Origin of the sequence: Streptococcus sp. HMSC034E03 (genome assembly GCF_001811505.1) — a bacterium.
Taxonomy (GTDB): domain Bacteria; phylum Bacillota; class Bacilli; order Lactobacillales; family Streptococcaceae; genus Streptococcus.
On record NZ_KV805002.1, the window covers coordinates 1 to 23,456 of the forward strand.

Here is a 23,456-nt window from a genome sequence, read left to right on the forward strand (position 1 = left end):
GTGTACTCTGGAACTTCATGAACAGCTGCTTCTGCTCCGTTAACACCACCTGTGAATTCTGGAACCTCGTGGATAGCTGGATCAGTTTTACCTGATACTTCTTTCTTAGTTCCGACTAAGACAATCTCATCTTGTGCTGCTTCAACAACTTCACGAAGTTTTTCAGTACGGCTTCCATCTACTGCTACTTCAGTAAGGATGCGTTCTTTACCTTCACGACCTACTTGAGTCACACGAGTTTCACCTTCTGGAAGATTCGGATCATCTTGCTTAATAGACTTAAAGCTGATTGCTTCTTCTACCACTTCAAGGCTAGGAAGTTCTTCCTGAACTGCTGGGGCAACTTTTCCAGTTTCAACCTTTTCTTTGGTCAATTGGATACGGTATTCCTTAACGTGTTTACCACTTTCTGAAACGAGACGTACCAAGACTGGAAGTTTATCGTCACCACTATCAACAACTGTTGCCGCTACGTTTTCACCAGCTTCAACGGTCACTTTAGGACGGTTTCCACTATAGGTTACTTGGTAATCCACACGAGCTTCAGAGAAGTCAGCAAGCTCTTTACCATCTACTAGAAGTTTAGAAGCTGTATTGTCTTTTGGTGCTTCACTTGGTGCGATAAAGGCCATTTCAGTGATAGCCACACCCTTCTTGTCTGCTTTTCTGTCCATGCGCCATCTCATAGCTTTAGCTTTGACTGGTGCAAAGGTTACATGGATGTCAGTTCCTGCTTGAACTTCTTGATCCGCACGGTATTCAACTTTCTCCCAGTTAGAAGGAGTGTTGAATGGATGTTCTGGATCGTATGGTTGGTAGTTAGAGTAATATTCTGGTGAATCAAATTCTGGTCCCACATAGCGTTCTAGAACGAGTTTAGAAGGTGCATCTGTTCCACCATCTGCAAAGAAGCGAATGCTTCCTTCAGCTACTGTACGTTCAACAATCTTACCATTTTCTCTGAAGATAACCCCTACTGAAACTTCTGGATTTTCAGATGGAGTTGGAGACCAGTTGGTCCAACGACGGCTTTCATCATCAGAACCATCATTGACATAGTCCACACGGTCACGAGAGTTTGGATCAATATCGTTAGTTGCTGAGGCAAATGAGCGGTTGCTGTCATCATCGAAGTCTGGGTTGTCTGATAGGTTTTCACCGAGTTTATCAGTCACACGTACAGCCACTTCAGCAGTTAAATCAGTACCCAAAACGCGACCATGAACTGTAAATTCACCTGCTTTTGTTAGATTTTCTGCTGGGACTGCTTCCCAATCAACAGCCAAGTCTTTCACTTCATAGTCAGATTTTCCTGTGAAGTAGACAGGAACTTTTGCTGGTAGCTCAAGGGTTTGTCCTTTAGCAACCAAGCGAGAGGATTTGGCAACAGCAACAGGTTTACTTGCGAGCAAATCTTTATCATTTGTGAAGTGTAGACGATATTCACCCAGGATATCACCGTTTTCAGCCTTGACAACAACACGAACTGGATCTCCTTCACCTACGCTTGGTACAACTGTTGCAATACCATTTTCAGTAACACTTGCTGTAACAGCTGGAGCTTTTCCTTGGCTTGCTTCAAGATAGTAGTCAGTCAAGCCTGGGTTAAAGTTTGGCAAATCTTTTCCATCTACTTGGATTTGTGCTTGAGCTTTCTTAGCTGCAGCTACTTGTTTAGAGAAGATTTGCATTTCTGTAATAGAAGTTCCCCATTTACCATCTGGTCGAACCATGCGGATACGAACTGCGTAAGTGTTGACTTTATCAAAGCTAAAGTGGGTCATTTCCCCAGCTCTTACTTGATCTGGAGCCTTGAGATTTGTTACTTCTTTCCAGTTTTTATCGTCATTAAAGACATGATCTTCGCGTGCTACGAAGCTTGGATTCTTAGGAACTGTTGGAGTTGCTGAACCGACATAGTATTCGATGACATAGGATTTAGGTGCACCAACACCGTGGTCTTCGTGGAAGGCGACATTGAGGTTATCAACTGAACGTTTAGACATGATACCAGAGTCACCAAAGAGAATTCCCACTGATGCTTCACTTGTACGGTTCCAGTTTGTCCAGCGGTTTGCTGGTTGATTGTTATATGAAATTAGTTTGTCATTGACATTTGCTACTGAATCACTTGGATTTGAGTCTGATGCAAAGGCAAGTGGCAATTCTGAACCAGTCCACTGGTCAGAAATATTAGCACCAGTTTCTGTCTGTGAAGACACACGAACATGAAGCTTGGTTGGTAGTTGAGTACCTTCGACATGTCCTGTCACAGTAAACTTGCCTTCTTGTGCGTATTGGCTTGGTTCAATTGCATCCCAAGTTACTTTAGCTGAAGAGACTTGGCCATTTGAGTGGTAAGTACGAACGCTCTCTGGTAGTTGAGGAGCTTCTGCAACTGGAGTTGTTACGCTCACTTCTTCGACAGCAATGATACCTTCAACAGATACCTTAGCATGAGCTTCTTTTTCAAGCCCTTCTACTTTACCAAGAACATCAAAGCTATGGTATTTAGCAAGGTCTTCCTTAGCAACTGCTTGCCAAGTCACCTTGTGAACCTTCGGAAATCCTTTGTCGTACTCTACAGTTACTGTAGCTGGGAGACTTGGTTCTTGATTCAAACCTGTCACGACACTAACTGGACGGATGGCTTGGACAACTTTGCTTTCAGTATTTGCTTGAATGTTCAAGTCAATCTGACCTTCTGCTCCTTCAAATTGAGCTTTCAGAGTTACTTGACCTGGTTTGTGCAATTCAAGCATACCTTTACGAACGGCTACATCTCCTTCACCTGTAGTTGAGAAGGTAACCTTATCAGCTTTCAAGACTGCTTGTGTACCGTCTTGATAGTGAGCCAAGACCTTGATACCGACAGTTTGGTCTTCTTTCAAAGTAGCTGCATTTTCAACTTCTAGGCTCAAACGTTCAATTTGTGGAGCTTCTTGTAGGAATTGGATAGCATAAGTTTGTAGTGGGCCACCATCGTTTGGTTGAACATGGATGCTTGCACGCATACCATTTGCTTCATTAGCTTGAATAACTGTCACTTGAGCATTTTCAGCCGTAGCTTTGACCTCTGGCAAGGCTGCTCCATAAGCAAGCTTGTGATATTTTACAGGTTGGTCAGTTGAAAGACCTTCAACCGCTTGATCTGCCACAGTTACACTTGGAACTACTGGATTAGCAGCTTCCCCTTCTGCAACTACCAAGGTCGCAGCGATTTCTTCATCTTCTAAAATACCTTTAGCTTGGATGCGAGAGCCTGGGATTGCTAGTTTAGCTTGGTCTTCAGCTGCAATTTCCCACTTATTAACATCATAGCTTGCTACAGTACCATCTGATAATACGTAGGAAACAGATTTGTCAACTGAATTTAGGTCTGTATTTGGAGCGATTCTCTTAACGACAGGCAGTTCTGCTTCGAGTGCCAAGACTTCAACACGCGCTTCTACTTCACGTCCTTCTGCCACACCTTTAACAGTAACAATTCCTGGTTCGTTGATATCAACTGCTGACCACTCTACTGGAAGTTTTGCACGACTGCCGTCACTGTAGATAAATGCCACTTTCTTAGGCATTTTTGGTGCTTGCCCGATAACCGTACGTACTTTAGGTACTTCTGTACCCAAAACTGTTTTTTCAGCTTGCTCTTTCTTACCTGTGAAGATAGTAGTTTGAGCAGATTTCAAGAGATCAGAGTGAGCAGTCAAAGTAAATTTACCAGCTTGCTCAGTTGATTTAACAATGACAACACCCTTACCATTGAAGGCCTTACGGATCCATGAACCGTCTGCTTGTTCTTTGTAACGCTCACGGCTAGCTTGTTCACCGTTATCCACACCGACAATTTGACCTTGACCATGCAACTGGAAGCGCACAAGGTTGTTAGCTGTAGGAACTACATTACCAGCCTGGTCAACGATTTCATAGTAAATATAAGTGAGGTCTTTCCCGTCTGCTGCAATAGCATGTTCTTCTTTCACTAAGCGAACACCTGCAGGCTCTCCAGCAGTCGTAATCTTATCACGAGCAATTTCATTACCTGCTTCATCACGAGCCACTGCTTCCAAAGTTCCAGCTTCGAAAGCAACCTTCCACTCAAGATAAAGTTCCTTGGCATTGGCACCTTCTTGGTAAGTACGTCCATCACTTGTTTGTTTTTTGTTAAAGGTCTTCTTGCCTAGAGATTCACCATTCAAGAATAACTCAACACTTGCAGCGTTAGAGTAAGCACGAACAGGAATCTTACCATCTGCATCCGCTACGTTAGCTTTCAGAGTAGGATCTTCCCAGTTCCAGTGAGGAAGCAGGTGAACCATTGGTTTCTTCTGAGCAGAAACCCATTGGCTTTGATACAAGAAGTAGTCATGTTTTGGAATACCAGCTGTATCTACGATACCAAAGTAAGAACTTTTAACTGGTGTTTGGTTTTGGTTATGCCATGGAGTAGGCTCACCGATATAGTCAGTACCTGTCCAGATGAACTGACCTGCATAACCTGCATTGTCACGGTCAAAAGTCCAAGATGCAGTGGCTGTTTTACCCCAACCAACACGGTCATTACCGTAGTCTGATTGCTCATAATGACGGTAAGCTTGGTTACTGTGAACTAGTTCACTTTCTGGACGGAAATAGCTTCCACGTGTACGAGTTGCAGAAGAAGTTTCTGATCCGTAAATCAACCAGTTTGGATGTTTAGCACGCAGTTTCTTGTAGTTGTCTTCTGAATAGTTAAATCCAACCGCATCCAGTTCGTCAGCGATTTTTTCATGACCACCACTACCATCACCGAAACGGAATTTATCTGCTCCCATAGTGACATAGCGAGTCTTATCAACGTCCTTGATGACCTTGACCAAACGCTTAACAGTCGCTAGAGAATGTGGATCTCCTGAAGCTTCACCGATTTCATTACCGATAGACCACATGAAGATAGCTGGGTTGTTCTTGCCTCTTTCGACCATGGTACGCAAGTCAAAATCAGACCATTTTTCACCTTTTTTAGCTTCTGGGTGAGTGGCATCTTTTTCAAAGAAACGGCCGTAGTCGTACTGTTTCTTACCACCATACCAAGTATCAAAAGCTTCTTCTTGAACCAACAAACCAAGCTCTGCCGCAATTTTTAGAGTCTGCTCACTAGCTGGGTTGTGGGTTGTACGGATAGAGTTCACACCCATATCCTTCATCTGTTTCAGGCGACGGTATTCTGCTTTGTAGTTTTCTTCTGCTCCCAGAGCCCCGTGGTCATGGTGAAGAGAAACACCATGGAATTTCATTTTTTCACCGTTAAGAGAGAAGCCTTCGTTTGGTGTCCAGTTATAGTAACGGTAACCAAACAAGTCTTTCTTAGCATCGACCAATTGACCATCACGATAAACACGAGTCACCAACTCATAAAGGGCAGGCTTGTCGTTAAGGACTGTCCAAAGTTTTGGTTTCTCAACTTGTAAAATCGCATTCAAGCTTGTTGATTGATGAGCTTTCAAGACTTGACTGTCTGTACGAACCACATCCGTCACCGCTTGACCATTTCGTTCGATAATTTGATATTCAGCGACAATTTCATGATCTTTATCATCAGTATTAACGATCTTACTTGTTACATGAGTGTCAACCTTACCATTCTGTTGTTTTTCAAGCTCTGGAGTTAAGATGGTTGTACCGTTTTTGGCAACATGCAATTTGTCTGTCACTTGAAGAGTAACATCACGGTAGATACCACTTCCTGAGTACCAACGGCTACTTGGTTGTTTATTGATTGCATGAACTGCAATGACGTTTTCACGACCGTCTTTATTGAGATAGTCAGTGATGTCATAAGAGAATTGGTTGTAACCATTTGGATAGTGACCGACTAGCTGACCGTTTACATAGACTTGCGAATCCATATAAACTCCATCAAAGACCAAACGAACATTCTTGTTAAGGTCTTTTTCATCTAGTTTAAAGGTCTTGCGATACCAAGCATCCCCACCATTGAGTTGTCCACCTTCATTTTGGGCAGGTGACTGATGGTCGAAGTCGTTATAGATACTCCAATCATGAGGAAGGTCTAGTTTCTTCCAGCTTGATACATCAGCATCTGGCTTGATAGCATCTTTGGCATTAGCATTGAGTTTGAAATGCCAGTTTTGGTTAAATTCTACTTTACGAGCCTCAACCAACTGATTTACCTCCTCACTGGTAGCCGGTTTTAGGTCCGGTTTTTCCGTTTGAGAAGATTGGTCTTGAGTAATTACTTGAGGTTTCTTATCTAGCATGGAATCCTCTTTTTTGTCAGAGTCTGATTGTAGAGTTTGATCGTCCTGTGCTTTTTCAGCTTCATGGCTTGGAGCAACCGCTTCATCAGCAACTGAATTTACCGTTTCAACAAGGTTCTCTTTTTTAGATTCGTCCTCTACTTTTTCTGTAGCAACTGTAATCGGAGTTTCTTCCGCAGCTACCGGATTTGCACCAGCTACACTTGCTCCAAATAATACCGAGCAAGTACCGATGAGCACTGAGCAAGTACCCACCGTAAATTTCCGGATACTATACACTCTTTTTCGATTCCAATGATCTTTTCCCATAAGATCCTCCTTATATTGGTAACCGCTTCCATTTTTATGTAAGCGCTCTACTTTTACAGTAGTCTTTAACTTCTATTTTATAAAATAATATAAGAAACTTCAATACTAGCGGTATAAAAATCATACTTTTGATTCTTTTTTCTATAATTTGTAGAAAATCATACAAAACTGAATGTACATTTAGTGAATGATTTTACTAAAAAAGGCGGTGGGACAGAAATCGATAGACAAAGTCTCGATTTCGTAGTCCCAGCCCCGCGAGGATGATTAGGAGCTTTTTGGAGTCTAATACTCAATGAAAATCAAAGAGCAAACTAGGAAGAGAGCCGCAGGTTGTACTTGAGTACGGTAAGGCGAAGCTGACGTGGTTTGAAGAGATTTTCGAAGAGTATAAAAGACGAACAGAAAGTTCAATCAGCTACCGCGTCAAAGTTTGATTGCTAATAAAAAGTGAGGTCGGGATCTTTTGTCCCAACCTCTTTTACGGACTATCAAACTGATATTTCCTTATAGATTATTGACTAGATTTCCCCTTGTCCAGCAGCTTGACCATCTCATTTTTTCGCTCTTCTAGCTCGGCAATTTGATGGAGTAAAAGTCCTGAAAAATCACATTCAAGCTCTTCCGATTCGCCACTATTATACCAATCTAGAGCTACAATATGATTGTCCTTATCAAAGCAAAAAATCACATCTCCATCCCCAATGATAGACAGAAATGGAATATAATCCACAAAACCCAGAGCGTGTAATTCCTTGGTTTTAAGACGAATGTCTAAGAAGTCTGGGATGCCATTTGCAATTCCCAAGACCTTAATACCTCGACAGAAGGTCCAAAATGGTGCTACATCGTAAGCCTTGACTCTTGGCCATAGCTCTTCTCTGACTTCCATAAAGAGACCTCCCAGAGATGACATGGTGAATTCCCTGAAATCTTCTGGCAGACGAATGCCGTATTGATTTTCAAAATCCTGAACATCTTCTTCCGATGGTTCATTGCCCATGCAAGCGACAACCTGATAAGTTTCCTTATCATAGTGACGAAAATACTCATAAACTTCCTTGAGTGCCATTATTTTAATCCTTTTTACTCAGAAATAATAACTACAAATCCATCTGGCAAGATGACTTGCTGACCATCTTCAAACTGGCAATGACTCGCTAAGTCAACTGAGTCTCTTTCTAAAACAAAATTCTCAGAAGACTGATTAAAGATTGCCTGAACTTCTTTTTCTTGGTAGTTCCAGCTCAAGGCAAGAACATCTGGTTTCAATTCTTCCAAGCGATAATTACCATGCTGAATCATACTTGCCGCTTCCTTACGGACTTGAATCAACTGTTTCATAAAATTCAGCATGTCATTGGCTTCAGAAACACGGTCCCAAGGCATGACACGACGGCAGTCAGGGTCTGGTCCACCTATTAGGGCAAGCTCTGTTCCGTAATAGATACAAGGAGTCCCTTTTTGAAGGTAGAGGAAGGTTAAAGCAGCTTTGACATGCTGGACATTTCCTTTGGCAGTTGTGAGGATACGCTCTGTATCATGAGAATCTAAAAGGTTAAACATCACCTCTGAGATTTGTTGCTTGTAGTACATCGACTGGCTATTGATTTCTGAAATAAATTGCTCTGTCTTTTTACGCTGACGCAAGAAATAATCCTTGATACTTTCAGAGAGCGGGTAATTCATGACAGCATGGAACTCGTCCCCTTGTAGCCAAGTCTGAGAAGTATGCCAGATTTCACCTAAGATATACAAATCAGGCTTTTTAGCGAGAACTGCCTTTCTAAAATCTTTCCAGAACTGATGGTCAATTTCATTGGCAACGTCCAAACGCCAAGCATCAATATCAAAATTTTCAATCCAGTAAGTTGCAACACTTAAAAGAAATTTTTTAACTTCAGGATTTGCCGTATTTAACTTAGGCATATAGCTAGCAAAGGCAAAAGTATGATAAGGGAGTTGTCTTGGATTCTGAAGTTTATCCTCTGTAATTGGGAATTCTTGGATATGGAACCAATCTTTATAAACTGAGTTTTCTCCATTTTTTAGAACATCCTGCCATTGGACTGACTGGTTGCCAATATGATTAAATACTGCATCTAGCATAATCTTGATACCACGTTTGTGGGCTTCCTCGACTAGATTACGAAAGACTTCCTTGTCTCCAAAGTGACGGTCGATTTCAAAATAATCCGTCGTATCATACTTATGATTGGTCGTTGCTTCAAAAATCGGACATAGGTAAAGCCCAGTGATTCCCAAATCATTAAGATAGTCTAAATGGTCGATAATTCCTTGTAAATCTCCACCAAAAAAATCATCCCTATTAGGTGCAATGGCAGCATCCCACTCTCGAGCTCCATCTGGAGTCAGATTAGGATTTCCATTAGCAAATCGTTCTGGGAAAATCTGATACCAAACGGTATTTGAAACCCAGTCAGGAACCTGACATCCATCGATTTCGTGAATATAAGGAAGCTTAAAGCCGTTTCCATCAGCATCCAAGTTTTCTTGAGTATGTTCTACGCAACCCTTATCACCGTAAAAAATACCCTGACCTTCCTCATCAAGGAGCTCAAAGAGATACTGAATCCGTGCAAAATCAACAGATACCGAAACCTGCCAATAGTCAAATAGGGCATCTGAGGTTACTTTGGTCATTTCTTTCTTAGCTTCATACTTATCCTCAATGAAAATAAAGGGATCCCCATAGTGTAAGATAACCTTCTGGACATCATTTTTCTTCGTTCTAATTCGGATATGTAGCTGACCTTCTTTGTAGAGATAAGCATATTCTGATTCTGGTCTATGATAAATAGCTGTTAATTCCATCATTTGTCTCCTAAAATTAATAAAACGCAAACGTTTTCATGAACAATAGAACTAGTATACTATTTTAGCTGTTTATTTGCAAATTTTATACCAGTTTTACGATAGATATATAAGAGGGACAAGGGTAAAATTGAGTAGACTCTTTTTGAGCTTTAAAAAGAGAGTTTCCATGAACTGGAAAACTCTCTCATCATTACGAATCAGATGATTAAAATAAAAGCTATCTGATATCTTTAATCTTCTAAAATGAAAATTTCTTCAACATGTAGTCGTAGCAACCTTGCAATTTTCATTGCTAGTTCAAGTGTAGGATTGTACTTGTCATTCTCTATAGCAATTATGGTTTGTCGACTAACGCCTAATATTCTTGCCATATCTTCCTGACGTAGTCCCTCAGACTTTCTTAACTGTTTGATGTTATTTTTCATACAGCATTAGTCTTTCTGAAAAAAATAAACGCCAACAGCCAATACTACGATAACAGTGACAACTGCTAGAATGACTCCTTGAACAAGTTTATTTGGTTCTTTATACTCTTCATCACCAGCAATCATATTGCGTTTTATTGCGGTTTGAGCAAATCCTTGCACACTTACAGATAAGATCAAAATTAAGCAAGGAAGCATTTCAAGTTTGCCACCAACAACAAGTGCTTGATAGATATTAAATCCTGTCCATGCACATAAACCCAAAAGCGCTGTTTTATAGCCCCACTCCTCAGAACGCAACTGAATATCTCTGTCCATTTCATCCATCTTTTTCATGGCTTTGTTCCTCCAAATTTTTGTAATAATGTCAAGAGCTCTTTACATTTCTTATTATACTCTAAATCGATAAAATGTCAAGATGTTTTAACATTTTTACTTTTTTTATTTTCTTCATCTATTCTAAGAATATTCCTAACTCCAATTTACAGTCTAATCAATCTGACAAAGGGCAAGTTCTTTTAATCCTATTTTATCTTGACTTCATAAGCTTCGGCTATAGATATACTTTCAGTTATGTTAGACTCGAAGTTTATCCTCTCTTTTCTGCTTTCTTATCTCTATTTATACCTTAAATGAGCTTAATCGTTATAAACTGCCTGTTTATCATGTGGTATTTTTCTACAAATTAGCAACCGAAAAAAATAAAAAGCCATTCCTCAAGGGAACAGCTTTCTCACTTATAATTAAAGGTTTCTCCAGCCAACTTATCGGCTAGCTTGGGAAAGAGGGTGTAAAACTTATGGGCTAGATTGAGCAAGATTGGAAGATTGAGTTCCCGTTTGTTTTTTCCTATGGTTTTGACAATCTTTCTAGCTACTGCATCTGGCTCGAGTAGGAAACGGTCAACTGACTTAAGGTAGGTTCCATCCGGATCAGCCTGGTCAAAAAATCCTGTACGAATCGGACCTGGATTGACCGTTGTCACATAGACTCCATAGGACATAAGTTCGAGACGTAAAGCATTTGAAAAACCAATAGCCGCAAACTTAGTCGCTGAGTAAAGACTGGACTTGCCAGTCGCTATCAAACCAGCCATACTAACGATATTGATGATATGGCCTTTTCGGATCTCCTTCATACGAGCTGCAACCAAACGAGACAGATTCATTAAAGCAAAGGTGTTAACTTCAAACATCTGATGAATATCTTGATCAGAAATCTTGTCAAAATCTTCAAAGATCCCGTAGCCAGCGTTATTAATCAAAACATCAATCTTTCCATAGCGCTGGTAGAGTTCAGCTACTAGGCATTCTAGGGCTTGAGCATCGGTAATATCAATCTCAACCAATTCAGCCTGTGGATGATTTCCGTATAGTTGAGCTAATTTTTCTCTATTTCTACCCAGCAAAATCAATTGATCATTGGGCAAGAGTTTGACCATTTCTTGAGCTAGACCACCACTAGCACCCGTAATGAGAATCGTAGACATATTTATCCTTTCTCGAGATCCTAGATTTCCACTTCTTCTAGGTCTTTAACCACATGGACATTTTCAAAAATTGTTGCCGCATCTTTCTTTAGCTGGCTGATATCTTTTGAAAGAAAGCGTGCACTGATATGGTTGAGCAAGAGTCGTTTGGCTCCTGCTTTTGCCGCTACCTGAGCAGCTTGCATATTGGTTGAGTGACCGTGGTTGCGGGCAATCTTTTCGTCTCCCTTGCCATAAGTCGACTCATGGACAAGAACATCTGCATTGACACCAAGACGCACACTGGCATCTGTTTTTCGAGTATCTCCCAAAATGGTAATAATCTTACCAGGTCGCGGTGCTGAAATATAATCTGCTGCCTTGATCTCGGTGCCGTCTTCTAAGACGACATCCTGACCGTTTTTAATTTTTCCAAAGAGCGGGCCGAATGGGACACCAGCAGCCTTTAGTTTCTCAGCATCCAAGGTACCTTCTAAGTCCTTTTGCATGACACGATAGCCGACACAGAAAATAGTGTGATCCAACTCTTCTGCATACACAGCGAATTTATCCGTTTCAAGGATTTTCCCAAGAGAATCTTGGTCAAACTCATGGAAATGAATCTTGTAGGGCAAACGTGATCCAGACACACGTAGACTAGTCAAAACAAAAGACTTGATACCTTGAGGTCCATAGATTTCCAAATCTGTCTGCTCTTCATTTGCTTGAAAAGCACGACTGGAGAGGAAACCTGGCAAGCCAAAGATATGGTCTCCGTGCAAGTGTGTGATAAAGATTTTGCTGATTTTTCGTGGTCGAATCGTGGTTTCCAGAATGCGATTTTGCGTTCCTTCGCCACAGTCAAAGAGCCAGACTTCGTTAATCTCGTCCAAGAGTTTCAGGGCGAGACTTGAAACGTTGCGGGCTTTAGAGGGCTGACCAGCCCCTGTTCCTAAAAATTGAATATCCATTCGATACTTTCTAATTAATTAAAATATAACATAGCGGTGCGGTTTTCTGAGCGATAATAAAGCTTACCAGTAAAGGCTTTAGCTTCTTGTAATAAATCTTCTTGACTATAACCTTTGAGACGCTTGCGACCATCTGCCAAGCTTTCCAAGTCAGTTAAAGCTGTTAAGCTTTCTACACTAACTATTTCCTCATCCCCGACAACCTTCATGTAAATTTTTCCAGACTCCTCAAAGACTAGCTGATGGGGGAAAATTTGCGCAATTTCAAAAAGTAAGTCAGCTGTGATTGCTTCCTCATATTCAGAGAAAATGCGACCAAGGCCTTCTCTCTCATAGCAAAAACCAAAAGATTTGCCTGATAGATTCAGACGAATAAAGGGCTTGCTTTCTTCCGTGAAACTTGGCTCAGCATTGTAGAGGTTCAGTTCCTGGCTGACTTCCGCAAAATAATCTGTCGCAGCTTGAGGACTTTTTTTCTGGTAAAGTTCTGCAAAGTAGGCATTAACTACGCTGGGGGGAGGGGTGATGAGGGCTAACTGCTCTTGGTCAGACCTACCAGCTAAAAGCTGATCCAGATAGACCTTGTCTAGACTTGTATAGCCGCCATATTTGAGAGCCAATGATTTGATGTCAGTCATAAAATTCTTCTAATCTCCATTTGTTTTTCTCAGCAATGTAGCCTGTGATGACCTCGCCATCATCTTGGTAGTCATGCTCTTCAAGAATCGCAACACTTTCTAAATCATGAATCTTGTAGGACTTAGAAAAAGGCACGCGCAAAGTAAAGGGTTCAAAAATTTCCTTGATCTTATCTAGCAATAAAGCTTGCAACTGTTCTCGACTATCTTTAGACTTGGCAGAAATCAATGCATAAGGCGTTTGAGTAGGCGTGAAATCTTCCACCAAATCCGCTTTATTATAAAGGGTCAAGCGAGGAATATCCTCCATGTCCAAGTCTTTCATGATGGAAAGAACTGTTTTTTCATGTTCCTCATGATAAGGATTGCTGGCATCGATAACATGAACCAGAAGATCTACATGCTTGCTTTCTTCCAAGGTCGACTTGAAACTAGACACCAACTCTGTCGGCAAATCTTGAATAAACCCAACGGTGTCCGTTAAAGTCACCTGTAGATTGCCACCAAGATGGATGCTTTTAGTTGTCGCATCCAGAGTCGCAAAAAGCTCATCTGCCTCATACTGGGTCTTGCTAGTCAGAGTATTCATAATAGTTGACTTACCAGCATTGGTGTAGCCAATCAAACCAATCTTAAAGGTACTTGACTCCAAACGTTTTTCTCGAACTGTCGCTCGATTTTTCTCAACGACCTTGAGTTGACGCTCGATATCTGTGATCTGGTTGCGAACACTACGACGATTAAGCTCCAGCTGACTTTCACCTGGACCACGAGAACCAATTCCCCCTGCCTGACGGCTAAGCATAATCCCCTGACCCACCAAACGAGGCAAGAGGTACTTGAGTTGGGCTAGATGAACTTGGAGCTTCCCTTCATGGCTTCGAGCTCTCATGGCAAAGATATCTAAAATCAACTGCATACGGTCAATGACTTTAACACCCAAGACTTCCTCTAAATTGACATTTTGTCGAGGTGTCAGACGGTTGTTGACAATGACAGTTGTGATTTCTTCTGCATCCACCATTTGAGCAATTTCTTCCAACTTACCAGATCCGACAAAGGTCTTAGAGTCGTATTTTTCACGTTTTTGTCTGTAACTATCGACTACAACTGCACCAGCCGTCTTAGCCAGACTAGCCAGCTCTTCCATGGAGAGGTCAAAATTATCCATGCCCTGGAGTTCAACTCCAATCAGCAGGACCCGCTCCTCTTTTTTCTCAGTTTCAATCATTTAAAAACTCCTCAATCTGGTTTAAAATACGGTCTTTTACACCAGATTCTCCTATCTGATAAAAGGTCACCTGCATGCGATTACGGAACCAGGTTAGTTGACGCTTGGCAAAACGGCGTGTCGCCTGTTTGAGACTGTCACGTGCTTCTTCCAAGGACTGCTCTCCTCGAAAATAAGGAAAGAGTTCCTTGTAACCAATTCCTTTAGCAGCCTGCACATCTGGATAATGGTCAAACAACCACTTGGCTTCGTCTAGAAGCCCAGCTTCAAACATCAGCTCCACTCTGTGATTGATACGCTCATAAAGCTGACTACGTTCATCGTCCAAGCAGATAATCAGCGGTTCATACAAGATCTCTTGATTTTCCAAGTCTTGACCAAAATGGGCAATTTCCAAGGCACGCATGGCACGACGACGATTAAACTGGGGAATTTCAAGGCCTGCTTGATCTACCAGATGGGCTAACTCCTCATCCGAAAAAGGATCTAGACTAGCACGATAAGCTAAAATCTCCTCATGAGGTGTCGCCCCACCTAAATGATATCCTTCTAGCAGACTCTGGATATAAAGTCCTGTCCCACCAGCAATAATAGCGAGCTTACCTCGACTTTGAATATCCTCAATAGCTGCTTTAGCTTCTGAAACAAAATCAAAAGCCGAGTAAGACTCGGTTACCTCTCTCACATCAATCAAGTGATGAGGAACACTTGCCTGCTCCTCTGGACTAGCCTTGGCTGTCCCAATATCTAGTCCTCGATAGACTTGTTGGCTATCTCCACTAACTACTTCGCCATTAAAATGCTTAGCAACTTCAATGGCTAGAGCTGTCTTTCCAACTGCAGTCGGTCCAACAATCACAATTATTTTTGTTTTCATCTTTTTTCCTTGAAAAATTCCCATTTTTTCGATACTATTATTATATCACAAAAAGGTCAGTCAGAAAAATGCGACCTCTTGAGGTAGCTGGCTGATTTATAAGTTAAAGGAGGAATACTCATGGCTAAAGGATTCGCTAAAGGTCTTGTAACAGGTGTCGCAGGAACTGTTGCTGCAGTTGCAGGTGCAGTATACGCAGTTAAAAAGAAAGTGATCGAACCAGAAGAACAAAAAGCAGCTTTCATCGAAGAAAATCGTAAGAAGGCAGCTCGCCGTCGCGTATCACGTTAATAAACAAAAGAAGTTGGGATTTTTTCTCAACTTCTTTTTTTCTATATTTATACTCAATAATAACCAAATAGGAAACTAGGAATCTAGCCTGATTTTCAGAGAGTATTAAATTGCCAAGTCAAACTTCAACTGTGGCTTGACTGGATCATAATCAACCAGCTCAAAATCCTCTGCTTTAATATCAAAGAAGTTGGTCTTGTCTGGTACATTCAAGACCAAACGTGGTTGGCAATTTGAAGGCTCACGACGAAGCAATTCCTGAGCTTGTTCAAATTGATTGTCATAAATGTGAAGGTTATTGATAAAGTAGAAGAATTTTCCAACTTTCCATCCAAAATGTTTGGCAATCATCATCTGAAGCGCCACATACTGCATGGCATTGATGTGGTGAGCTACTAGCATATCATTAGAACGCTGGGTCAAGGTGGCATCCAGATAGATGTCTCCATCTACTCGACGGACATCAAACATGGTCTGAAAGGCGCATGGTAGAAGGCCATCTGTTTCCTCAAAAGCTTGATAATCCCAAAGTGAGATGATATTACGACGGTTCCAAGGATTGGCTTCTAACTGTTTGAGAATCTTGTTAATGATGTCATGCTTCTTAACAACAGCCCCATAACGTTCCCCAATAGTCCCTGTATCTCCAACTTCCCAGTCATTCCAGTAGTGAACATTGTACTTGCCATTGAGAACTTCTAGGCTATTGGACTGGTCTTGGTAGATCCAAAGCACTTCTTTTATAGCTGATTTGATAGCAATTGGACGTAGGGTTGTAATGGGGAATTCCCCCTTAAACAAATCATACTCTGCAAAGGCCCCTGTGATGTACTTGGAGTTAGCAACAGTCCCATCCTTGTACTTGGGACGAGCTTGTTCTGAAAAGACTCCTTCCTTAAGGATTCGCTCGATATTTTCTTTAAAAATCGTGTCTGCTTTTGTCATTTACTCTCACCTCAATTATTGTCTTAACTAGTATAGCATAAAAAAAGAAAGGAGGAAAATCACTCGCTTACAGAAAGCAATTTTCTCCTTTTTATGTTTATTTATTGCAAGACAAGTGATGCTGCTCCGATAACTCCAGCGTCATTTCCTAGAGTTGCAAGAGCTAGCTTAGTTGTTGTGCGTACTTGTGGGAAGGTATTTTCGTCATAAACCTTTTGTACACCTTGGAGAAGGAAATCTCCAGCAGCTGATACCCCACCACCGATAACAATCGTTGATGGATTTAGGATAGAACCGATGTTGGCACATGCAATACCCAAGTAACGTGAGAAGTTACGGTAAACGATCAAGGCAAGGTCGTCTCCTTCTTTTGCCAAATCAAAGACAGTTTTAGCTGTTACTTCTTCTCCGTCATCAATCAAGCGTTTTAAGGCTGCATCACCTTCATACTCATCTGCGTAACGACGAGTCAAGTTGACAATACCTGTTGCTGAAGCTACTGTCTCAAGACAGCCTTTTTTACCACACGTACATGCGATTGGTTGGTCAAAGTCAACTGTGATATGTCCAAGTTCACCTGCAGCACCTGCAACACCGTGAAGTAATTTTCCTTCTGCCACGATACCGCCACCAACACCTGTACCAAGTGTCATAAAGACAACGTCTGGTTGGTTTTCACCAGCACCCATCCAGCGCTCACCAAGAGCTGCCACGTTAGCGTCATTGTCAATGAAGAATGGAATACCCAAGGCTTTTTCCATTTTTTCTTTGATTGGTTGAAGAGTTTTCCAGTTCAAATTGTAGGCACCGATAACAGTCCCTTTTTCACGGTCAACCACACCAGGTGACCCCATACCAATTCCACGAAAATCTTCAGCAGACAATCCAAGCAAGCCCAAACGATGTTGAATAGTTTCAATCATATCGTCTACGATATGGCTTCCTTCATCCAAAATGTTAGTCTTGATAGACCATTTTTCTTGGATTTCTCCTTCTTGCGTTAAAATAGCGAACTTGATAGAAGTTCCACCAAGGTCAATCCCAATAATCTTTTGACTCATTTTTATCTCCTTTATGATTTATCACTTTCATTATTATTTTATCAAACTTATTTCAGCAATTCAAGAAAACTTCTGGTTATTTCTACAAACTCTTTTGGTTTTGCCTTATTCAAGACATGAGGGCCATTAGGGATAATCTCAAACTGCGAATTCGTCATCAGTTCTTGAATAGCTTTCATTGAACTGAGATTAGGCTTATCCTGACTACCACAAATTAACAAGCTTGGATAGGGACAATTCTTTGCATTCTCTCTTAAATCAAGTGTTTTTAATTCTTCGGAAACTCCAACCATAAGAGCCTTATCTGCCCCCTGCTTCTCATATATCCTCTTAGGAAGCAATTTGAATATCAGCAACTGAATGTAAAAAGGAATGTTACCTGCTAATTTCAGTGGACATCCTGACAAAACCAAGGCCTGAAGATTTGGTATCTCAAAACTTGAAAGCTCCAATGCAAGTGCAGCCCCTAAAGATAAGCCAACTAAGACAAAAGGTTCTGTTTCCTTTGATAAGTGCTGATAAATGCATTCCTTGGCTTCTTGGTAGGTCCCAACTCCTGAAGGAAATAAGTCCAGGGCTTCAGAGGGATAATCTGCCAGCAAATCCTGAACTTCTTTCCAACTATCTGCTGACTGTCCCAAACCGTGTAAAAATATGAGTTTCAATTAGTTCTCCTTTACTGACAATTCATACAAGCCTCTGACGGCATTACAGCCATAGATAGCTTCTGCTTGATTCAAATCTGCTAAAGTCAGAATTTTCTCTTCTACTTGCCCATTTTCAAGCAAATGTTGACGATAAATCCCTGGTAAAAGACCAAGAGTGCTAGGTGGTGTATAGAGCTTGCCATTAATTTTTAAGACCAGATTGCCAATAGAGGTTTCAAGCAATTTTCCATCAGCAGTGTGATAGATGATTTCCTGCTCTCCCACTGTCAAATGTGGTCGGTGTGTCGTCTTAAAGTAGGTAAAGGCCTGGTCCAAATCAGCTTCTTGCAGACAAAGTTTAGCCTGACAGAAGCCAGAACTAAGTGGTGTCAATACTTGTCGATCAATTTCTATTTCTCCAGACTTATTGAGACTGATTCGCAAACGATAGTCTTGGTGGAGATCACAAGCTCGACACTCTTCATCTATCCTTTGTCTCAAACTATCTTCATCAAATGGAAAGGCAAAGTAACGACTAGCCTTTTGCAATCTTTCTAGATGTTGATTTTTAAAGAGCAAAGTTTTCTGGCTGATTTTTCCTGTCGTAATCAGCTTAAAGCGAGGCTGTTTGCGATAAAGAACAGCAGCCTTTTGCTGGACTTCACGGTATTCTGACTCCCAAGTACTATCCCAAGTGATGCCTCCACCGACTCCATAGATGGCTTGCTCTCGATGCAGTTGAATGGTTCGAATAGCTACGTTGAAAATCCGTCTACCATTGGGAAGTAAGAGTCCAACAGTTCCACAGTAAACTCCTCTTGGTTGGGGCTCGAGGTTCTTGATAATTTCCATAGTCGCTATCTTGGGAGCTCCTGTGATGGAGCCACATGGAAAGAGCGATCGAAAAATTTCAACTAGGTCAACATCCGGTCGTAACTGACTCTTGATGGTTGAAGTCATCTGCCAAACAGTCGAATACTGCTCCACTTGACACAGACGCTCTACATGCTCACTGCCCACTTCAGAAATACGGTTCATGTCATTGCGCAAGAGGTCCACTATCATCATATTTTCAGAGCGATTTTTGGGATCCTGCTCCAACCAAGCTGCTTCTTTCAAATCTTCAGCATCAGTCAGACCACGTTTAGTCGTCCCCTTCATAGGACGAGTTGTCAGTTCACGATCATTTTGTTCAAAAAAGAGTTCTGGACTCATGGAAATCACTGCCATGTCGTCATGTTCAACATAGGCATTGTAACCTGCCTCCTGCTCTACCACCATGCGATTGTAGATAGCAAAAGGGTTAGAAGTCAACTCCTGCTTGAGTTGAACGGTGTAGTTGACCTGATAGGTATCTCCCTGCCGTAAATGATGGTGAATCTGGGCAATCGCCTTTTCATAGTCCTCTGCAGAAGTTACTTCCTGCCAGTTTGATGGCAAATCCACCTCCTCATAAGTCAGAGGAATGCTGGATGTTTCAACTTTGTCATGAACAGTAAAGTAAAGCAAATACTCGCCCAGTAGAGGAACCTTGTGAACTGCTAGTTTTTCCTCAAAAGCAGGTGCAGCCTCATAACTGACATAACCTGCTACATAAAAGCCTTGCTCTTGGTAGTTTTCCACTTGAGCTAATAAGTCTGCCACTTCTGCTAAATCTCTGGTTCTTAACTCTTTGATAGGCTGGGTAAAGGTGTACCGCTCGCCCAAAGCCCTAAAATCAATCACTGTTTTTCTATGCATATCCTAAGTATACCATAAAAGCCAGACCCCAAACAGGAGATCTGGCAATTTTATTCTTTGAGAATGATAAAGTAGATGTCACTTTCTAAGAAAATCTGAACATAGCATTCTCTTTTATCACACCGACTTTTTATCTATCCTTTAGGAAAGAGTTCAGATGAAAAGGCATCTGTAACCTGTAATAGTTTTTGGAAGACTTTTTTCTTCAGAGCTACTGTATAGTTTGCAACTGAGCCTCCATACTTAAAGTTTCGGTAATCCGTTTCTACTGCTTGGTCAAACAAATCTTGCAATTTCTCGTAAGAATCAATTTGCTGGCCATCAATTTCAAAACTATGAATTCCTCGTTTTGCCTTGGCAATAATAGCGTCAAACCAGGCCTTCTTCCATTCTTCCAAGTTCTGGAACTTGCCCTTCGAAACCTTCTGGATGATGAAATCATCTCCAAGGGTGTCACGTCCCTCGCTTAACGCCTCATCCTTGTATTTATTAGAAGCATAGCCTAGGAAACCATTTTCGTAGCCATAATAACCCCACATACGGAAGGCATTATGCTTGAAGGATAGGGCTCCTGGAGCTCCCTGACTTGTATTTCCACCATAAATAGCATCCACCATCTTGACATTGACATAAGCTGTCTTGAGTTCTTCTGGTCGGTAAGTTCCTTGGTAATGCCTATTGGTGATGATGTTATGTTTGATTAAGTCATCCACAGAATTTAGCTGAGTCTTGGCTTCCTCATCTGTCAATGGACGGACATAGTCCCACTGGTTTGGAGCAAGGAGTTTATTATCTTGGTCCTGATGACGCATTTGCTTGGTCATCTTGCTGAACCAAGCCTTCTTCAAAGCCAGATCATTCTTAGCAAGAACGCGGTCCCCTTCCAGATAATCTAGAAGCATCAAGGTCTCATTATAACCTTTCATGTAGTGGTCAATCTGCTGGCGTGTTTGCAACTTGGTTGGATCTGGATTGTACCACTGATCCCCATCATTTGGTCGCATGTAAGCCATATTAAGACCAAGAGCACCATACTCACCTTGATGCCCTTCCTCAGCTGGCGACTGGAGCATACCTTGAGCATAGGCTTCTACATAGGTTCCTTCACGATGTTTGTAGCCACCCAGATAGACAATGCGATCGTTGACGTGAGTTGTCTCATGAGTATAGACAGACAAACCATACTCACTCATCATATCGATTTCTACAAAGTGAACAGCATCTCTGGCATTAATTTTAGGATAGATAGAGGCATAGGCTCCTAGCTTATTGTCTTTATAGTAGCGACCCGCTGGTCCAAATACCTCACGAATTGGCGCGTAGTCTTCCATACCACTGGTATGTCCATAACGCTCTACCCAGCCACGTCCATCAACGCGATAGCCTTCCCAAACTGGTGTAGCTACATTAAAGTCACTCTTAACCATACGGTCTTTAACTTCATCAGTAGCAAGTCGATACCAGAAGTCCAAGTAAGTCAACTGGCGGTCCGCTACTAAATCAATGTCAGCTTTCATCTGGTCTATTGTTTTGCCAGATTTATCTGCTGATCCAAAAGTAATGGTATTGTAGTTGGAAATCAGGAACATCTGTGCCTTCTTGACATTCAACAAAGGCAGAATCATATTGCGATGCAACCAGTTATTCAGATTGTCATAAGCCCGATGCTTCCGATTTGCAATTTCTTGATTCTTCGAAGCTCGCTCTGCTATGTAGACATGGCCCTTGGTGGCATTCACAAACCAGTCATTCATATCCTTGTCAGTCGTCAATAACTGTCTGTTGTAGTCTAAGAAGGCATGTAAATCTTCAGATTTTGTATCCTTAGCTAGAACTCTAGCAAAGGTTTCATGAGTCTGGTCGCCTTTTAGGTTGTTCTCTCTTGAACCAAGTTCAATCAATCGATCCAAGATATCCACATTTTGCCCATAAAAATCTGGTTTAAAGAGCATGAGTTCTTTCAGATTGTAATCCGCAAATCGGATACCGTAATAGCGATTAAGATAAGCAAGTCCCAGCATGATAGCTGATTGATTGTCCTGAACTTTTTTCTTCAAGGCAGCAGTTCTAGCAGGTGAATCATTCCACTGATAGTCTAGATTGGTAAGCAACTTATCAACTAGGGTTCCCAGCTGCGCTTTGACTTCTGCAAAGCTTTCTTCTAGATACCAGTTCTTCACTTCCTCAACCTTCTTATCAAGGCTAGTGGTTTGATCATCTAGGATTCGATAAACTCCATCCGACTGTAAGTCCACCGTTTTCAGGATAGATATTAGCTCCTTGGCTAGGGCTGAACGGTCCTTAACCAGCATATCTGGAGTATAAAGCAGATCCAAGTCGGCAATCTTGTATTCCTTGATGGCAGTCAAGCCAGAATTTTGTGAGGTAATTGCAAATACATCCTTGGTCTTGTCTGCATAATGAACCATGATATGATCTGCCACTGACAGGTCCGTCACAAAATCTTGTCCCTTCATAGCAATAACAGAGACTATCTCTTTCTTGGCTAGATTGTGTTTAAGATCCAGTTTATTCCCTTGATTAACGATCCATTCTTTATTGTAGAAAGGCTGTAATTTTTCAAGGTTACGATAGGCTTGATCATGGCGACTATCATAATCTTGAATATCCTTATAAGCGTATTCTTTTACACCGGCAATAGTCGGAGAATCAGCACTTGACTTAGCCAAGTAGTAGCTGTATCCTGCTTCAAAGGTTTTCTGAGCATTGCGCTGAATCAAGTCAGTTGCCTCAGCAGTAACCTTGTAGTACTCTTTGCCATCTATTCTCTCAGTTTGAATAGACTTGATGGCTAAACGGCTGGTCTTGTGGTCCTCTGAACTAATCTTGAGGTAATAGTTTGCTAAATCGCTTGGTGCTTCTGTTAGTTGTTGAATCTCAGACTCTTTGCCATTTTCAACCTTAACAAGGCTTGTTTCCTTGATATCTTTTATTTCTAGCTTTTTAAGCTCTAAACGAAGCTTCTTGTCCTCAAGTAGAGTGCTCTCCTCACCCTTACCACGATTAAAGACCATCCTTGTAGATATGGTGTAATCCGTATAAAGTTTCAGATTATCAACTGTTGCTTCCAGCTGATCACTCGTGAAGTCCAGAGTCTGTTCCTCTAGCCCCTTGGCTTTAATAGTGGCACTGATTTTTGAAACGGTAACGCCATCTGCCTTGTCCAAGTTATAGCTTAAGCGAGCTGAACGGCCCATCGAATTTCCAGTAATATTAGAAAGAGTAAGGACTGGTACAGGTTTTATCTCTACATTTTTCTTACTACCACGGACGATAATCTGATCTTTAGCTTCTGTTAAAATCCGTGTTGTTTCTTTGAGTTCTGAGATACGTTTCCCATCTTTTTCCTCATAGCTGGTAACAATCTCTTTCTCACCATCTTGACCGACTTGCTCAATTCTTGTTTCACCAAGAAGCATGTCTGGATCAATTTTTTCCCTAGTTTGTTTAGGAATCAACTCTTTTCGGACTTCAACATGTAGAGTCGGTTTTGCATCTTGAACGAGCGCTTCAGTGGCATTCACACCACCACTATAGCTAGGGAGTTCCTGTTTCAGAGTATCAACTGGGACTGCGCCTCCTTCATAATCTGGTAGGCTTTCAGCTACTGTACCTTGACCATTGACGCCTCCTTCAAATGTTGGTTTTGTTGGCTCGACTAAGGATTCGCCGAATACGCCACCGGTGAACTCAGGATGTTCCTGTTTCAGAGTATCAACTGGAACTGCACCACC

15 protein-coding genes and 2 pseudogenes are annotated in these 23,456 nt (G+C 41.5%); 1 reads left to right on the forward strand and 16 read right to left on the reverse strand.

The window, feature by feature from the left end; genetic code table 11:
- From bgaA to miaA, 11 genes and pseudogenes are all read right to left on the reverse strand, one after another.
- Window positions 1-6,218: pseudogene (gene bgaA, locus HMPREF2805_RS10125) on the reverse strand (LPXTG-anchored adhesin/beta-galactosidase BgaA); the annotation flags it as partial.
- A 182-nt stretch (window positions 6,219-6,400) separates the two neighbouring features.
- A pseudogene (locus tag HMPREF2805_RS11695) lies at window positions 6,401-6,569 on the reverse strand (YSIRK-type signal peptide-containing protein); the annotation flags it as partial.
- A 514-nt stretch (window positions 6,570-7,083) separates the two neighbouring features.
- Complete coding sequence (locus tag HMPREF2805_RS10130; RefSeq protein ID WP_075232408.1) at window positions 7,084-7,641, reverse strand: SMI1/KNR4 family protein; 558 nt, start codon at window positions 7,639-7,641, stop codon at window positions 7,084-7,086.
- Window positions 7,642-7,655: 14 nt separating this feature from the next.
- The gene (locus HMPREF2805_RS10135; RefSeq protein ID WP_075232409.1) at window positions 7,656-9,404 is read right to left on the reverse strand and encodes a glycoside hydrolase family 13 protein; all 1,749 of its coding nucleotides are present in this window, start codon (window positions 9,402-9,404) and stop codon (window positions 7,656-7,658) included.
- A gap of 233 nt (window positions 9,405-9,637) precedes the next feature.
- Window positions 9,638-9,832 carry a helix-turn-helix transcriptional regulator gene (locus HMPREF2805_RS10140; RefSeq protein ID WP_006150191.1) on the reverse strand — a complete coding sequence of 65 codons (195 nt, stop codon included), beginning with the start codon at window positions 9,830-9,832 and terminating at the stop codon, window positions 9,638-9,640.
- A gap of 6 nt (window positions 9,833-9,838) precedes the next feature.
- Complete coding sequence (locus HMPREF2805_RS10145) at window positions 9,839-10,168, reverse strand: hypothetical protein (RefSeq protein WP_004252308.1); 330 nt, start codon at window positions 10,166-10,168, stop codon at window positions 9,839-9,841.
- 397 nt (window positions 10,169-10,565) lie between these two features.
- Window positions 10,566-11,321: an SDR family NAD(P)-dependent oxidoreductase gene (locus tag HMPREF2805_RS10150; protein ID WP_075232410.1), complete on the reverse strand. Its 756-nt coding sequence runs from the start codon at window positions 11,319-11,321 to the stop codon at window positions 10,566-10,568.
- Between the two features lie 20 nt (window positions 11,322-11,341).
- On the reverse strand, window positions 11,342-12,271 hold the full coding sequence (rnz, locus tag HMPREF2805_RS10155) for a ribonuclease Z (protein WP_075232411.1): 930 nt from the start codon (window positions 12,269-12,271) through the stop codon (window positions 11,342-11,344).
- Between the two features lie 14 nt (window positions 12,272-12,285).
- A complete protein-coding gene (locus tag HMPREF2805_RS10160; protein WP_075232412.1) occupies window positions 12,286-12,909 on the reverse strand; it encodes a cystathionine beta-lyase in 624 nt (207 codons plus the stop codon).
- Complete coding sequence (hflX, locus tag HMPREF2805_RS10165; RefSeq protein ID WP_075232413.1) at window positions 12,902-14,140, reverse strand: GTPase HflX; 1,239 nt, start codon at window positions 14,138-14,140, stop codon at window positions 12,902-12,904. The genes HMPREF2805_RS10160 and hflX overlap by 8 nt, the downstream gene beginning before the upstream one ends.
- On the reverse strand, window positions 14,133-15,017 hold the full coding sequence (gene miaA, locus HMPREF2805_RS10170) for a tRNA (adenosine(37)-N6)-dimethylallyltransferase MiaA (protein WP_075227099.1): 885 nt from the start codon (window positions 15,015-15,017) through the stop codon (window positions 14,133-14,135). Before miaA ends, hflX begins: the two co-directional genes overlap by 8 nt.
- Before the next feature lie 120 nt (window positions 15,018-15,137).
- Between miaA and HMPREF2805_RS10175 the strand changes: the two genes are divergently transcribed.
- On the forward strand, window positions 15,138-15,308 hold the full coding sequence (locus tag HMPREF2805_RS10175) for a DUF3042 family protein (protein ID WP_060956055.1): 171 nt from the start codon (window positions 15,138-15,140) through the stop codon (window positions 15,306-15,308).
- Window positions 15,309-15,413: 105 nt separating this feature from the next.
- Here HMPREF2805_RS10175 and HMPREF2805_RS10180 read toward each other — a convergent pair whose 3' ends face one another.
- From HMPREF2805_RS10180 to HMPREF2805_RS10200, 5 genes are all read right to left on the reverse strand, one after another.
- Window positions 15,414-16,253: a thymidylate synthase gene (locus HMPREF2805_RS10180; RefSeq protein ID WP_075232414.1), complete on the reverse strand. Its 840-nt coding sequence runs from the start codon at window positions 16,251-16,253 to the stop codon at window positions 15,414-15,416.
- Between the two features lie 101 nt (window positions 16,254-16,354).
- On the reverse strand, window positions 16,355-17,314 hold the full coding sequence (locus HMPREF2805_RS10185; protein ID WP_075232415.1) for an ROK family glucokinase: 960 nt from the start codon (window positions 17,312-17,314) through the stop codon (window positions 16,355-16,357).
- Window positions 17,315-17,361: 47 nt separating this feature from the next.
- On the reverse strand, window positions 17,362-17,979 hold the full coding sequence (locus HMPREF2805_RS10190) for an alpha/beta fold hydrolase (protein ID WP_075232416.1): 618 nt from the start codon (window positions 17,977-17,979) through the stop codon (window positions 17,362-17,364).
- The gene (gene pabB, locus HMPREF2805_RS10195; RefSeq protein WP_075232417.1) at window positions 17,980-19,701 is read right to left on the reverse strand and encodes an aminodeoxychorismate synthase component I; all 1,722 of its coding nucleotides are present in this window, start codon (window positions 19,699-19,701) and stop codon (window positions 17,980-17,982) included.
- A gap of 134 nt (window positions 19,702-19,835) precedes the next feature.
- A partial coding sequence (locus HMPREF2805_RS10200) for an SIALI-17 repeat-containing surface protein (protein ID WP_075232418.1) occupies window positions 19,836-23,456 on the reverse strand: 3,621 nt, incomplete at its 5' end.